The 14,465-nt window shown below is 66.0% G+C and carries 10 protein-coding genes; 6 read left to right on the top strand and 4 right to left on the bottom strand.

Going from position 1 to position 14,465, the window contains the following annotated elements; translation table 11 throughout:
- Positions 1-169: 169 nt before the first annotated feature.
- The 3 genes from mfd to V3B46_RS05220 all read left to right on the top strand — a co-directional run bounded on the left by mfd (position 170) and on the right by V3B46_RS05220 (position 4,815).
- Positions 170-3,634 (top strand): transcription-repair coupling factor, encoded by a 3,465-nt coding sequence (mfd, locus tag V3B46_RS05210; protein ID WP_154262849.1) that lies wholly within the window; start codon positions 170-172, stop codon positions 3,632-3,634.
- Between the two features lie 45 nt (positions 3,635-3,679).
- On the top strand, positions 3,680-4,297 hold the full coding sequence (locus tag V3B46_RS05215) for an HD-GYP domain-containing protein (protein WP_329891293.1): 618 nt from the start codon (positions 3,680-3,682) through the stop codon (positions 4,295-4,297).
- Between the two features lie 104 nt (positions 4,298-4,401).
- Complete coding sequence (locus V3B46_RS05220) at positions 4,402-4,815, top strand: Imm30 family immunity protein (RefSeq protein WP_329891294.1); 414 nt, start codon at positions 4,402-4,404, stop codon at positions 4,813-4,815.
- 84 nt (positions 4,816-4,899) lie between these two features.
- On the opposite strand, the gene V3B46_RS05225 is transcribed toward V3B46_RS05220, so the two are convergent.
- Positions 4,900-6,993 carry a M13 family metallopeptidase gene (locus tag V3B46_RS05225; protein ID WP_154262847.1) on the bottom strand — a complete coding sequence of 698 codons (2,094 nt, stop codon included), beginning with the start codon at positions 6,991-6,993 and terminating at the stop codon, positions 4,900-4,902.
- A 131-nt stretch (positions 6,994-7,124) separates the two neighbouring features.
- Here V3B46_RS05225 and V3B46_RS05230 point away from each other — a divergent pair, with 131 nt between their 5' ends.
- Positions 7,125-7,592 carry a hypothetical protein gene (locus V3B46_RS05230; RefSeq protein WP_329891295.1) on the top strand — a complete coding sequence of 156 codons (468 nt, stop codon included), beginning with the start codon at positions 7,125-7,127 and terminating at the stop codon, positions 7,590-7,592.
- Positions 7,593-7,703: 111 nt separating this feature from the next.
- On the opposite strand, the gene gpmA is transcribed toward V3B46_RS05230, so the two are convergent.
- Entirely contained in the window at positions 7,704-8,453 is a 750-nt protein-coding gene (gene gpmA / locus V3B46_RS05235; protein WP_019337589.1) for a 2,3-diphosphoglycerate-dependent phosphoglycerate mutase, read from the bottom strand.
- Between the two features lie 94 nt (positions 8,454-8,547).
- Between gpmA and nfi the strand changes: the two genes are divergently transcribed.
- Entirely contained in the window at positions 8,548-9,231 is a 684-nt protein-coding gene (nfi, locus tag V3B46_RS05240) for a deoxyribonuclease V (RefSeq protein WP_329891296.1), read from the top strand.
- 124 nt (positions 9,232-9,355) lie between these two features.
- On the opposite strand, the gene V3B46_RS05245 is transcribed toward nfi, so the two are convergent.
- Complete coding sequence (locus tag V3B46_RS05245) at positions 9,356-10,336, bottom strand: cation diffusion facilitator family transporter (RefSeq protein WP_154262844.1); 981 nt, start codon at positions 10,334-10,336, stop codon at positions 9,356-9,358.
- A gap of 173 nt (positions 10,337-10,509) precedes the next feature.
- Positions 10,510-12,759, bottom strand: coding sequence for a TonB-dependent siderophore receptor (locus V3B46_RS05250; protein WP_329891297.1), 2,250 nt, complete (start codon positions 12,757-12,759; stop codon positions 10,510-10,512).
- 289 nt (positions 12,760-13,048) lie between these two features.
- Here V3B46_RS05250 and V3B46_RS05255 point away from each other — a divergent pair, with 289 nt between their 5' ends.
- Positions 13,049-14,464, top strand: coding sequence for a GGDEF domain-containing protein (locus tag V3B46_RS05255; RefSeq protein WP_154262841.1), 1,416 nt, complete (start codon positions 13,049-13,051; stop codon positions 14,462-14,464).
- Position 14,465: the final 1 nt, after the last annotated feature.

Raw genomic sequence — 14,465 nt, forward strand, 5'->3', positions numbered from 1 at the left:
TCGAGCAAGCTCGACTCTACGGGATGCGCCGGGCGTGGCTTGGCGACGCATTCCGGTAGTGCCGGCCGCTGGCCGGCATTGCCCTACCCCAACGGCGCATGAGGCTGCCGGCCAGCGGCCGGCACTGCACACCGAGCCGGGCTGGGGCTTCTGCTAAAATCCGGGGTCCATGTCGCGTACCTCATACCCCGCCCCGCCGCTGCCGCGCGCCGGCCAGCTCCGCGCCTGGTGGCGCGCCCCCGCCTCGCCGACCGCCCTGGCCTGGTATCTGGCCCAGGCCGCGCGTGCCCATGACGCCCCGCTGCTGGTGATCGCCCGTGACAACCACGGCGCCAACCAGCTCGAAGCCGACCTGCATACCCTGCTCGGCGGCGACCCTGCCCTGCCGGTGGTGGCCTTCCCGGACTGGGAAACCCTGCCCTACGACCGTTTCAGCCCGCATCCGGACATCATTTCGCAGCGCTTGTCCGCCCTGCACCGCCTGCCCGCGCTGAAGCGCGGCCTGGTGATCGTGCCGGTGCAGACCCTGCTGCAGCAGCTGGCCCCGCGCAGCTACGTGATCGGTGGCAGCTTCGACCTGAAGGTCGGCCAGCGCCTGGATCTGGAGGCCGAGAAGCGCCGCCTGGAAAGCGCCGGCTACCGCAACGTCCCACAGGTGATGGACCCGGGTGACTTCGCCGTGCGCGGCGGCCTGCTCGACGTGTACCCGATGGGTGCCGACGAGCCACTGAGGGTGGAGCTGCTGGACGAGGACATCGACTCGATCCGTGCCTTCGACCCGGAAAGCCAGCGCTCGCTGGACAAGGTCGAGGCAGTTCACATGCTGCCGGGCCGCGAAGTTCCGATGGACGAGGCCAGCATCGCCCGCGTGCTGGCCACGCTGCGCGAACGCTTCGATGTCGATACCCGGCGCAGTTCGCTGTACCAGGACCTGAAGTCCGGGCTGGCCCCGGCCGGCATCGAGTACTACCTGCCGCTGTTCTTCGAACGCACCGCGACCCTGTTCGACTACCTGCCCGACGGCAGCCTGCCGGTGGTCTGCGCCGGGGCCGGCGAAGCCGCTGAAGCATTCTGGGCGCAGACCGGTGAGCGCTACGAACAGCGCCGCCACGATGTGGAACGGCCGCTGCTGCCGCCGTCGGCACTGTACCTTTCGCCAGAGCTGCTGCGCGAGCGTCTGAACGATGCCCCGCGCATCGAGGTGTGGTCGGCTGACCACGCGCGCATCGCCGATGCCCATGCGCTGGGCGACCAGCCGCTGCCGCCACTGCCGGTGGCCGCGCGCGAAGCCCCCGCTGGCGATGCGCTGAAATCCTTCCTCGGTCACTATCCGGGCCGGGTCCTGATTGCCGCCGATTCGCCCGGGCGTCGCGAGGCCCTGCTGGAAGTGCTGCAGGCCGCCGAGCTGAAGCCGCCGGTGGTGGTCGACCTGCCCAGCTTCCTCGCCGACGATGCGCGCTTCGCGATCGCGGTGGCGCCGCTGGAAGATGGCTTCGCACTGGACGATCCGCGCATCGCGGTGCTGACCGAGCGCCAGCTGTTCCCCGAGCGCGCCGGCAGCACCCGCCGCACGCGCCGTGCCGGCCGCGAGCCGGAAGCGATCATCCGCGACCTCGGCGAACTGACCGAGGGCGCGCCGATCGTGCACGAGGACCATGGCGTCGGCCGCTACCGTGGCCTGATCGCGATGGACGTCGGCGGCATGCCCGGCGAGTTCCTGGAAATCGAATACGCCAAGGGCGACCGCCTGTATGTACCGGTCGCCCAGCTGCACCTGATCAGCCGCTACTCCGGTGCGTCGGCGGAAACCGCGCCACTGCATTCGCTCGGTGGCGAACAGTGGAGCAAGGCCAAACGCAAAGCCGCCGAAAAGGTGCGCGACGTCGCCGCCGAGCTGCTGGAGATCCAGGCCCGCCGCCAGGCCCGTGCCGGCCTGGCGCTGCAGGTGGACCGCGCGATGTACGAACCGTTCGCGGCCGGTTTCCCGTTCGAGGAAACCCCGGACCAGCTGGCCGCGATCGACGCCACCCTGCGCGACCTGGCCAGCAGCCAGCCGATGGACCGGGTGGTCTGCGGCGACGTTGGCTTCGGCAAGACCGAAGTGGCGGTGCGCGCCGCGTTCGCCGCTGCCAGTGCCGGCAAACAGGTGGCCGTGCTGGTGCCGACCACGCTGCTCGCAGAACAGCACTACCGTAATTTCCGCGACCGCTTCGCCGATTACCCGCTGAAGGTCGAGGTGCTGTCGCGCTTCAAGACCACCAAGGAAATCAAGGCCGAGCTGGAAAAGGTCGCCGCCGGCACCATCGACGTCATCGTCGGTACCCATCGCCTGCTGCAGCCGGACGTGAAGTTCAAGGACCTGGGCATGGTCATCGTCGACGAGGAGCAGCGTTTCGGCGTACGCCAGAAGGAAGCGCTGAAGGCGCTGCGCGCCAACGTGCACCTGCTGACCCTGACCGCCACGCCGATCCCGCGCACGCTGAACATGGCCATGGCCGGCCTGCGTGACCTGTCGATCATCGCCACGCCGCCGCCGAACCGGCTGGCGGTGCAGACCTTCATCACCCAGTGGGACAACGCGCTGCTGCGCGAAGCCTTCCAGCGCGAGCTGGCGCGTGGTGGCCAGCTGTACTTCCTGCACAACGACGTGGAAAGCATCGGCCGCATGCAGCGCGAGCTGTCCGAGCTGGTGCCGGAGGCGCGCATCGGCATCGCCCACGGGCAGATGCCCGAGCGCGAGCTGGAGAAGGTGATGCTGGATTTCCAGAAGCAGCGCTTCAACGTGCTGCTGTCGACCACGATCATCGAATCGGGCATCGACATCCCCAACGCCAACACCATCATCATCAACCGCGCCGACCGCTTCGGCCTGGCCCAGCTGCACCAGCTGCGCGGCCGTGTCGGCCGTTCGCACCACCGTGCCTACGCCTACCTGGTCGCCCCCGACCGTCGTTCGATCACCCCGGACGCCGAGAAGCGCCTGGAAGCGATCGCGTCGATGGACGAACTCGGTGCCGGCTTCACCCTGGCCACGCACGATCTGGAGATCCGCGGTGCTGGTGAACTGCTCGGCGAGGACCAGAGCGGGCAGATGGCCGAGGTCGGCTTCAGCCTGTACACCGAACTGCTGGAGCGCGCGGTGCGCAGCATCAAGCAGGGCAAGCTGCCCGACCTGGATGCCGGCGAGGAAGTGCGTGGTGCCGAGGTCGAACTGCATGTGCCGGCGCTGATTCCGGAAGACTACCTGCCGGACGTGCACACCCGCCTGACCCTGTACAAGCGCATTTCCAGCGCGCGCGACAGTGATGCGCTGCGCGAACTGCAGGTGGAGATGATCGACCGCTTCGGCCTGCTGCCGGATGCAGCCAAGCACCTGTTCGCCATCGCCGAGCTGAAGCTGAAAGCCAATACGCTGGGCATCCGCAAGCTGGATCTGGGCGAGAACGGTGGCCGCATCGTGTTCGAGTCCAAACCGAACATCGACCCGATGGCGGTGATCCAGCTGATCCAGAAACAACCAAACCTCTACGCCATGGAAGGGCCTGACAAGCTGCGCATCAAGCACCCGCTGCCGTTGCCGGAAGACCGCTTCAATGCGGCCCGCGCCCTTCTGACCACCCTCGCCCCGGGTTGATCGCCCCCCGAACACCCCGCACCGGTCCCCACCCGGTGCGGGCGGATGACCATGTTTCCTGACGCCGTACCCGCCCCCGACCTGCTGCACGCGCAGGCCTGCCTGATCGATGCCCTCTCGATGTCGCTGCAGATGCGCGACGCCTACACCCGCCACCATTGCGACCGCGTTGGCCTGCTCGCGCAGCGCCTGGCCACGCACTGCGATCTCGACGACGATGCCTGTTCGCAGATCGGCCTGGCCGCGCGCTTCCATGACATCGGCAAGATCGGCATTCCCGACGATGTACTGCTGACACCGCGCCGGCACACCGACGAGGAACGCGCGATCATGCGTGAGCATCCAGTGCGCGGCGAACACATCTTCCTCGCCACCGGCCGCAGCGACGCGGCACCGGTCGCACGCCTGATCCGTGCCCACCATGAAGCGTTCGATGGCAGCGGTTATCCCGACGGCCTGCGTGGCGAGAGCATTCCGCTGGGCTCACGCATCGTCACCGTTGCGGATGCCTACGATGCCATGACCAGCGTGCGCCCCTATCGCGCAGCGATGGAACGCGGGACTGCGTTGCGCATCATCGACGAGCAGTCCGGCGGACTGATCGATCCCTATGTGCTGCAGCGCTTCCATCGCATGCTGGCGCGGGAGCCGGAGCTGGCCTGAGTCGCTGCACGATGCAGCTAAGTTAAACTGATTTGAATTCGATTGAACCAAATCGGCCTTCACGCCATGATCGAGATCAGGCACCTTCTCACGAGGTTTCCACGATGCAGACCAGCGGAAGCGGTGCCCACGAATTGTTCGCCCTTTTTCAAGATGCTGCGACAAAGAAGGATGTCGACTATCTCCTGCGCATCCTTCAGACGCTCGACGACGATTCAGAGGACGCTGATCTGATGAAGGATCTTATCGGACTTGCGGAATCCTATGATCTTCATGACTACATTCAGGCCGTGCTGGATGCAAACGCTCAGCTTACAATTCAAGCACAAGGCTGGCTTGACGTGATTACGTACCGGATCTTGAATTCTCGCCCATATTGTCAACATTACGTGCAACTGTTACGCGAGCATCAGGAAAAAAACGTGATCACAGCGTATCTTCGTTGTTTTCTTGAGAGAAATCCCGAGAAGAGACAGTCGGTTGAAGAAGTTCTGCATCAGACCACGGAGAGTCTCTGAAGGGCTGCATGCCGTGGCATGCTTCGGATGACAAAAGGCCCGGCTTTCGCCGGGCCTTCTGCATCACGCATCACGTGCGATCGATTACCAGATCACCACGCGCTTGTCGTCGGCACGCACCATCGCGTCACCGGCCTTGCACTGGAATGCAGCGGCATACGACGGCATGTTCGACGGCGCGCCGTTGGCACGGAAGTTGGCCGGCGCGTGCGGGTCGGTGTTCAGGCGGACGCGCAGCTCACCATCGGTGAAGTTGCGGCGCCACACGGTGGCCCAGTTCATGAAGAAGCGCTGGTCCTGGCTGTGTCCATCGACTTCGACATTCGCCTTCGGATCTTCCTTCAGCGCCATCTGCAACGCGTCGTAGGCCACGGTCAGGCCGCCCAGGTCGCCGATGTTCTCGCCCAGGGTCAACTTGCCCTTCACGAACACGCCCGGCACCGATTCATAGCCATCGAACTGCGCGACCAGCTGGTCGGTACGCTCGGTGAAGGCCTTGCGGTCGGCGTCGGTCCACCAGTTGTCGAAGTTGCCGTTGGCAGCGAACTGGCTGCCCGAGTCATCGTAGCCGTGCATCATCTCGTGGCCGATGACCGCACCGATGCCGCCGTAGTTCAGCGCCGGATCGGCCTTGGCGTCGAAGAACGGCGCCTGCAGGATCGCCGCCGGGAACACGATCTCGTTCTTGGTGGCGTTGTAGTACGCGTTGACGGTCTGCGGGGTCATGCCCCACTCGGTCTTGTCCACCGGCTTGCCGATCTTGTCCAGCATGTAGCGGTAATTGAACGCACGTGCCGCCTGCATGTTGCCCAGATAGCTGTCACCGTTGGTCTGCAGGCCCGTCCACTCACGCCACTTGTCCGGGTAGCCGATCTTCGGGGTGAAGCTGGCCCACTTCTCCAGCGCCTTCTTCTTGGTCTCTTCGCCCATCCACGGCAGCTGCTCCAGGCGCGCCTTCAGCGCCACCGAGAGGTTCTCCACCAGGTGCTGCATGGCCACCTTCGACTCGGCCGGGAACACGGCGTCGACGTACAGCTGGCCCAGGGCTTCACCCATTCCACCGTTGACCGACTCCAGCACGCGCTTCCAGCGCGGCTGCATTTCCTTCTGGCCACGCAGGGTGGTGCCATAGAAATCGAAGTTGGCCTTCTCGAACTGGCTGCTCAGGTACGGCGAAGCATCGTCGATGGTGTGGAAACGCAGGTAGGCCTGCCAGGTGCTGGCCGGCACATCGGCCAGCATCTTGTCCATTTCACCGAAGAAGCCCGGCTGCGCCAGCGAGAACTTCTGCGCGGCCGGCACCTTCAGGGTGTCGAACAGCGCGGTCCAGCTGAAGTTCGGGGTCAGCTTGTCGGCGTCAGCCGCGCTGAGCGGGTTGTAGCGCTTGGCCGGGTCACGCATTTCGATGCGCGACATCGAGGCCTTGGCCAGGCGGGTTTCGAAAGCCATCACGGCCTTGGCCTGCTCGGCGGCCTGCGCCGCGTCCACGCCGGACAGGGTCAGCACCTGCGCGATGTAGGCCACGTAGGCGTCGCGGATCTTGGCCTGCGCGTCATCGAAGTAGTAGCCCTTCTCCGGCAGGCCGAGACCGCCCTGGCCGACATAGGCGATGACGTTGGCCGAATCCTTGTAGTCGGCATTGGCGAACAGCGAGAACAGCACGCCCTTGCCCTCGGCCTGGCTGTCGCGCAGGTACTGGGTGATGGCAGCGGTATCGTTCAGCGCGGTGATCTTGTCCAGCTGCGGCTGCAGCGGCGCCAGGCCGGCGGCTTCGATCTTGGCCTCATCGTTGCCGGTCTTCCAGATGTCACCGATCTTGGCTTCCACCGAGCCGGCCTTGGCCTGGCTGGCTGCGGCCTGCTGCACCAGCGCGTGCTGCACTTCCAGCGAACGCTCGCGCAGGATCTCGAAGCTGCCCCAGGTGGTCTGGTCGCCCGGCACCGGGTTGGCTTTCAGCCACTTGCTGTTGACGAAGCCATTGAGGTCGGTACAGGCCGAGATGGCCGGATCGAGGTCGGCGCTGTTGAGCGAGATCAGCGCGGTCTTGATCTGCGACTGGTCGAAGGCCGGCTTGGCGTCGGCACCGGCCGCCGGCGCGGTTTCATTCTTGCCACAGGCCGCCAGCGAGGCAGCGATGGCGATGGTCAGGCCCAGCGGGACCAGGTTGCGGACGTTCATGAGGCTCTCCTGCGGGTAATTTCACAGGGTAGCCGGGGAGGCCCGCGGCGGGGACCGGCCAAAGGTCACGAGCCCCGGCGCGGCCTCCGCCACATGCCGGTATGCTCTGGCCTCCGCGATCATTGGACCTCATGACCATGGACGAACCTGCACTGCTGCTGGCCGTCGACGCTTGTGAGTTTCTGTTCCTGACGGGCATTGGCGAGCCGGAAGCGAATCGTCTGCGCCTGGTCGTCGAAGAAGGCCAGGTGATCGGAAAGCCCTCCCGTATGGCGCTCGGTCATGGATGTTCCATCGATGGTGTGCGTGCGATAGAGGTGGTGCCCCACTCACAGCGGTTTGAACTGATCTGGGAGCACTACATCAGCTACGCCGTGCACAACGAGTCCTACCAGAGCTGGGACGACTCCGAAGCCTGGAGCGGCAACCTGTTCCGCCGTTACAGCCGTTCGAAGTTCCTCGATTATCTGGAACGTGCCACCTCCGCTGATACCCGTTACCCAGGCCCATTCACGCATTATCAAGTGATATGCCAGGACCACGTCATCGACATTGCCGCGTTGCAGCCGCCGAAAGTGCGCCTGCTGGGTCCTTCGTAGCGGACAGAAGCAGCCACCCATGGGGTGGCTCTACTGGGTTGCGAGAGCATCAGCCGAGCGTGGGCTTGGCTCCAAAAAAGGAAAGGCCGGCTTGCGCCGGCCTTCTGCTTCTTACTTCGCCTTGCCCTGGTTGGCCACGGCTTCAGCGGCCTTGCGCGCCGCTTCCGGGTCACCCAGGTAGCGGAACGACTGCACCGTCAGGTCGTCGTTCAACTCGAACAGCAGCGGGATGCCGGTCGGGATGTTCAGCTCGAGGATTTCCTCGCGCGAGACGTTGTTGAGGTACTTGTACAGCGCGCGCAGCGAATTGCCGTGGGCGGTGACCAGCACGGTCTTGCCGTCCTTCAGCTGCGGCGCGATGGCGTCGTGCCAGTACGGCAGCACGCGGTCCAGTGTGGTGGCCAGTGATTCGGTACCCGGCAGTGCGTTGCGGTCCAGGCCGGCGTAGCGACGGTCATGGATCGGGTGGCCCGGATCTTCCAGGTCCATGGCCGGCGGCGGGATGTCGTACGAACGACGCCACACCTTGACCTGGTCCTCGCCGTGCTTGGCGGCGGTCTCGGCCTTGTCCAGGCCCTGCAGGCCGCCGTAATGGCGTTCGTTGAGGCGCCAGGACTTGTTCACCGGCAGCCAGTCCTGTTCCAGCTCGGCCAGTGCACCCTGCAGGGTGTGGATGGCACGCTTGAGCACGGAGGTGTGGGCAACGTCGAACTGCAGGCCTTCCTCGCGCATCAGGCGACCGGCGGCGGCCGCTTCCCGGCGCCCCTGCTCGGTCAGGTCGACATCGACCCAGCCGGTGAAGCGGTTGTCCAGGTTCCACTGGCTCTGGCCATGGCGCAACAGTACGAGTTTACGGGTCACTGCAGGGTCTCCAACGCGAGGAAAGGCAGGCCGCCATTGTAGCCCCGGGCGCCGCTCACCGGGCCGTGGCACCGCGCATGCGATGCTGTGACCAATGAATACGGTGATCGACCCCGGGCGCTGGGAAGGCAGCGTCGCTGCGGCACGCAAGCAGCAGATCCGGCTGGCTGGCCGCGTGGAGCGCCAGGACCGCCTGCCACGCAACGTGCGCTGGCTGGCCGGGCTGGATGTCGGCTTCGAGGACGATGGCGCAATCACCCGCGCCGCGGCGGTACTGCTGGACGCAGAGACGCTGCAGCCCGTGGCGCAGGAGATCGCGCGCATCCCCACGGTGATGCCCTATATCCCCGGCCTGCTCAGCTTCCGCGAGCTGCCGGCACTGCTGGCCGCGCTGGCGCTGCTGCCACGTACGCCGGACCTGGTGTTCGTCGATGGCCATGGCATCAGCCACCCGCGCCGGCTGGGGGTGGCCGCTCACCTCGGTGTGGTCACCGACCTGCCAAGCATCGGCGTCGCCAAGTCGAAACTGGTGGGCCGGTTCGTCGAACCGGGCGCCGAGGCCGGTGCGCATACGCCGCTGCTGGACGGCGATGAGCAACTGGGTTGGGTGCTGCGCAGCAAGATTCGCTGCAAGCCGCTGTTCGTGGCCGGTGGCCATCGGGTCAGTGCGGATACCGCGCTGGACTGGGTACGGCGCACACTGCGCGGTTACCGGCTGCCGGAGCCGACGCGGCTGGCAGACCGGCTGGCCTCGCGACGGGGTAGAGTCAACTGTTAGTCGACTGCTCTTCGGCAAGGTCGCGAAAATGCCCGCGCTGCGCGCGATAGTCGACTAACAGTCGACTCTACCAGGCCCGCTTCACCCGGGCGGTTTAACCCGATCGACGCCCCTGCATCCTCGATCAACGATGCACGTGGCCGCGATGGCCCTGCGCGTCCTCGCCGTGGTCATGGCCTTCATGGCCCTCATGCTCACCGCCCTTGGCCGGCGCTGGCTCGCCACAGGCTTCGCCGCAGTGGTCCGCTTCGATCTGCAGTGTCACGTGCTCGATGCCGAAGTCATCGTGCAGGCGCCCGCCCAGCTCACGGCGCAGCGTATCGGCATCGGTGCCATCACGCATCACGATGTGCGCGGTCAGCGCCGGGGTGCTGGAGGCCAGCGCCCACACATGCAGGTCATGCACGTCCAGTACCGCAGCGTGGCCGGACAGGCTGTCGCGCACCTTGGCCACGTCCATGCCCTTGGGCACGCCTTCCAGCAGCACGTTGATCGCCTCCCGCATCAGCACATAGGTGCGCGGCAACACCCACAGGCCGATCAGTACCGCCAGGATCGGATCGATCGGCTTCCAGCCGGTCCACTTGATCAACAGCGCGCCAGCAATCACGGCCACCGAGCCGAGCATGTCTGCCCACACTTCCAGGTAGGCGCCCTTCACGTTGAGGCTCTCGCCGCTGCCGGCCTGCAGCAGGCGCATCGAGATCAGGTTGATGACCAGGCCCGCCGCGGCAATCACCAGCATGCCCGACGAGGCAATCTCCTGCGGCTCGCGGAAACGCCCAATGGCCTCCCACAGGATGTAGCCGGCGACCACGAACAGCATCGCGCCATTGATCATCGCACCGAGCGCTTCCAGGCGTGCATAGCCGTAGGTACGACGCGCATCCGGCGGGCGCCGGCTCAGCCGCACTGCGACCAGCGCGATCATCAGCGCCAAAGCGTCGGTAGCCATGTGCGCCGCGTCGGACAGCAGCGCCAGGCTGTTGGTCCAGAACGCGCCGACCACCTCGACGACGAGGAAGGTGGAGGTCAGGCCGAGCGCCCACCACAAGGGTTTCTCGTGGCGGATCTCGGATGGCAGGTGATCGTGGTCGTGGCCCATGGCAACAGCTCCTTTGCGATGCGGTGCAGGCTACGCCGTGCTGGCGGGGGAGACTATTACGGTGTTTATAACATTGCAGGCGTGCCGATCCGGAGCTGCCGGGCATGGCCCGGCGCTACCCGGTAGCGCCAGATCATGCCCGGCAAGCACAGCGGACCGACGTCCGCCTGCGGTCAGAACCCGAAGCGCAGGCTGGCCCAGTACGCGCGGCCCGGCTCGTTGTAGGTCGCCGCTCCGGCATCGCTGCTGTTGGCCTCGCGGAACAGGCGCTTGTCGGCCAGGTTGTTGACGCCGAAGCCGAAGCTGACCGTCTCGGTCACCTTGTAGCGCGCGCTCAAGCCCCAGATGTTGTACGCACCACGGTCCTGCAGCGCGATCGACGGATCGCAGGTGCCGGTGCAGCGCGGATCATTGTTGATGTTGGTGGTGGCAGGCTTCTGCTTGCCGTAGAAGGTGCCGGTCAGCAGCAGCGACAACTTGTCGGTGGCCTGCCAGTCCAGCATCGTGTTGACGGTGTACTTCGGAATCACCGACAGCGGCTGGCCGGTGCTCTTGTTCTCGTTCTCCACCATGTAGGTAAAGTTGTTGCTCCACTTCAGGCGGTTGCCCTGCTCGCCCAGCAGCGGGACCACCAGGTTGCCTTCCAGACCCTGCACGATCGCCTTGGGTGCATTCTCCCAGCGGAAGATGCGGCCCTTGGTATCGGCAGTCAGCCCGATCTGGTTGTAGCCGGCCTGGATCTTGTCCTTGTAGTCGTTGTGGAAGTAGGTCAACGACGCCTGCCAGCCGCTCTGCGGTGCCCACTCGATGCCCAGTTCCTTGTTCAGGCTGGTTTCCGCCTTCAGGTCCGCATTGCCGCGCATGTAGCAGCCGGCGCCCAGGCTCGGCAATGCATTCGGGCAGCCATTGCCACGGGTGTAGTACAGATAGTCCGGATTCGACTGGTACAGGTTCGGTGCCTTGAATGCACGGGCGATGCCACCCTTCACCACCCAGTCGCTGTTGATGCGGAACTGCGCATTGAGGCTGGGGCTGGTGTTGTTGCCGAACTGGCTGTGGTGGTCGAAGCGCAGGCCCGGGGTAACGATCCAGCGCTCGCCCAGATAGATGTTGTCTTCCACGAATACGGCGGTGGTCTGCGCGTCGGACTTGCCGCGTGCGCGATCGGCCGACAGCCCCGGGATGCCGCCGCCGCTGCTGCTGGACTGGCTCATCGAGTACGGGTCGGTCAGGCGGCTGTCCAGGTATTCAAAGCCCAGCGTCCAGATGTTCTCGGCACCGCCCAGCGTGGTCGGGAAACTGACTTCGCCGTCCAGCTGGTAGTTGCGCAGGCGCGAGGTCGACCAGTCGGTGCCGTTGAAGCTGCCCTCCGGGCCACCGGCCAGGCCTTCGTTGATGCGCGAGTTGTTCACCGCCTCCACCGCAGCCGTTACCCGCGAGGTCACGTCACCCCAGCGGCCGCGATGGGTGATCGCGCCGGTGTTGCGGTACATGCGGTTGGTCTCGGCCTGCTGCTCGGCCAACGCCCCCAGATCGATCGGTGTCGAGGTACCGGTGGTGCTGACCGCGCGGTCGCCAGCATAGATGTTGCCCTGGCGACTGGTGCCTGCTTCGAATTCGACCACCTGGTTGGCGGTCACGTCCCAGCGCAGCAGCGCGTTGAGGTCGCGGTTCTTGACGCCCTCGCGGCCCGCCGGCGGCACTGCGTTGGGGTTGGTGGCGTACTGGCGGTTGAGGTCCAGTGAGTCGGCGTCGGTTTTGTTGAGATTGCCGTACAGGCGGAACGACAGGGTGTCGGTCATCGGCCCGCTCAGCTGCAGGCCGACGCGCTCGCTGCCGCCTTCGGCGCTGTGCTCGGGCACCAGCCCATACAGGTCGACCGCACCGGTCAGGTCGCCGGTCGGGCGCTTGGTGATGATGTTGACCACGCCACCAGAAGCACCCGAGCCATAGCGTGCCGCTGCAGGGCCGCGCAGCACTTCGATGCGCTCGATCATTTCCGCCGGCACCCAGTTGGTATCACCGCGGGTATTGCGCTCACCGCTGCGGCCCATGCGCACGGCATCACGTGCGCCGATGCGCTTGCCGTCGACCAGGATCAGGGTATTTTCCGGGCCCATGCCACGCAGATCGATCTGGCGGTTGTTGCCGTACTGGCCCGAGGCACTGTTGCCGGTCAGGTTGACGCCGGGCATGGTCCGCAACAGCTCGGCGATGTCGTTGGCCGGCGGGCGCCTGGCGATGTCCTCGGCGGTGATGGTCGAGGTCCCCAGTGCCTGGCGCGCGATCTGCGAGGCGGTGACGTGCACCGTGTCGATATCGGTGGCGTCGGTTTCGGCGTGGGCGGTCAGGGCGCTGCCGGCCAGCATGGCGGCAACGGCAAGCGCCAGCGGGCGCGGCGAAAGGACAACGGCAGGAGACATGATCAGGACCTTCTGGCAGGGCTACGGGGCCTCTGGCAAAGGGCTTGAGGCAACGACGAGGGGGAGGCGGAGCAGTCCTGCAGCAGGCACCTGCAGCCCGTTCCGTGCGCGCATTCTCCCATCAATGCGATTGATTCTCAAATGCGTTCACTCATTGCCGCAGCGGCGCCGATGTGGTTTGCGCACCGTGCAACCCTGCACCGCGCGTAAACTGGCCGGCTAACCCGCCATCAACCGTATGCCGCCGCGGCCGATACCCGTGGTTTGCCGTACGCAGTCAGAGATCGACGTGGAACCACCCCAATTGGACGATGCCAGCCAGCCGCTGGCCGAGGCCTGGCAGCAGTGTCTGCTGCAGGCCGGCCCTGCCGCCACCGCGCTGCTCAAGGCCGCTGCCACCGATGCCCCACCCGCACTGGCCCAGCGCTTTTACGAAGTGCTGCTGCAGGACACCCGTGCGCGCCGTTTCCTGTCCCACGACCAGGTCAAGCAGCGCCTGCAGCCGGCCATGCAGCGCTGGCTGGCGCAGCTGCTGACCACTGATGCCAGCGGCATCGCCAACACCGTGGCCTCGCAGCGGATCATCGGCGACGTGCACGCCCGCGTCGGCATTCCGGTCGACCTGGTTACCCGCGGTGCGCGCGTGCTCAAGCACGAACTGTTCGTGCGCCTGCGCGACGATGCGCCGGACAGCGACACCGCATTCGCCGCCATCGACTGCCTCAGCGCGATCATGGACATCGCCATGGAAGGCATGACCCTGGCCTACACCCATGCGCGCGAACGCTCCACCCGCGCCGACGCCGCTTATCGGCTGTTCTCGCTGGTGCAGAACGTCAGCACCGAGCGTGAGCGCCAGCGCGCGCTGCTGCTGGACTGGGAAAACGCGCTGCTCTACGCCCTGGCCGGCCATGTGCAGGGCAGCGACGGCGCCAGCCTGGCCACTTCCGAATTTGGTCTGTGGTTCACCCACAAGGGCATTCCCAGCTTCGGCGAAAGCAGCGAGACACAGCAGGTCGACCAGCTGATGGCGCGTATCGACGGTTGCCTGCAGCGGGCCGCCGCCGATGATCCTGCCCAGCGACTGGCGGTGCTACCGGCCATCCGTGAGGACCTGGCTGCCATCCGCACCCTGATGACACTGCTGTTCGAGCGCATCGGCGAACTGGATGCCGGCAGCGACGCGCTGACCAACCTGCTCAACCGTCGCTTCCTGCCCACCGTGCTGCGCCGGGAAATCGAGCTGGCCACGCGCAACCGCACGCCGTTCTCGCTGCTGCTGCTCGACCTGGATCACTTCAAGGCAATCAACGACGGCCACGGCCACGATGCCGGCGACCGCGCGTTGCAGCACGTGGCCGGCCTGCTCGGCCAGCTCACGCGTGGCAGCGACTACCTGTTCCGCTATGGCGGCGAAGAATTCGTGGTGGTACTGGTGGCCGCCAGCGAATCACAGGCAACCGTGATCGCCGAGAGCCTGCGCCGGCAGATTGCAAAGTCGCCGGTGGCGCTGGCCAATGGCCAGGTGCTGGCACTGACCGCCAGCATCGGCGTGGCCGGCCACGATGGCCATCCGGACTACGAGCGGCTGATGGCCCGTGCCGACGCGGCAATGTACGAGGCCAAGCGCAGCGGCCGCAACCGCGTGGTGGTGGCCAGTGCGGACCTGCAGGAAGCCCCGGGACGGCGCGCACTGCAGCGATGAC

The sequence above is a fragment of the Stenotrophomonas sp. SMYL11 genome (genome assembly GCF_036320005.1).
GTDB lineage: Bacteria > Pseudomonadota > Gammaproteobacteria > Xanthomonadales > Xanthomonadaceae > Stenotrophomonas > Stenotrophomonas maltophilia_A.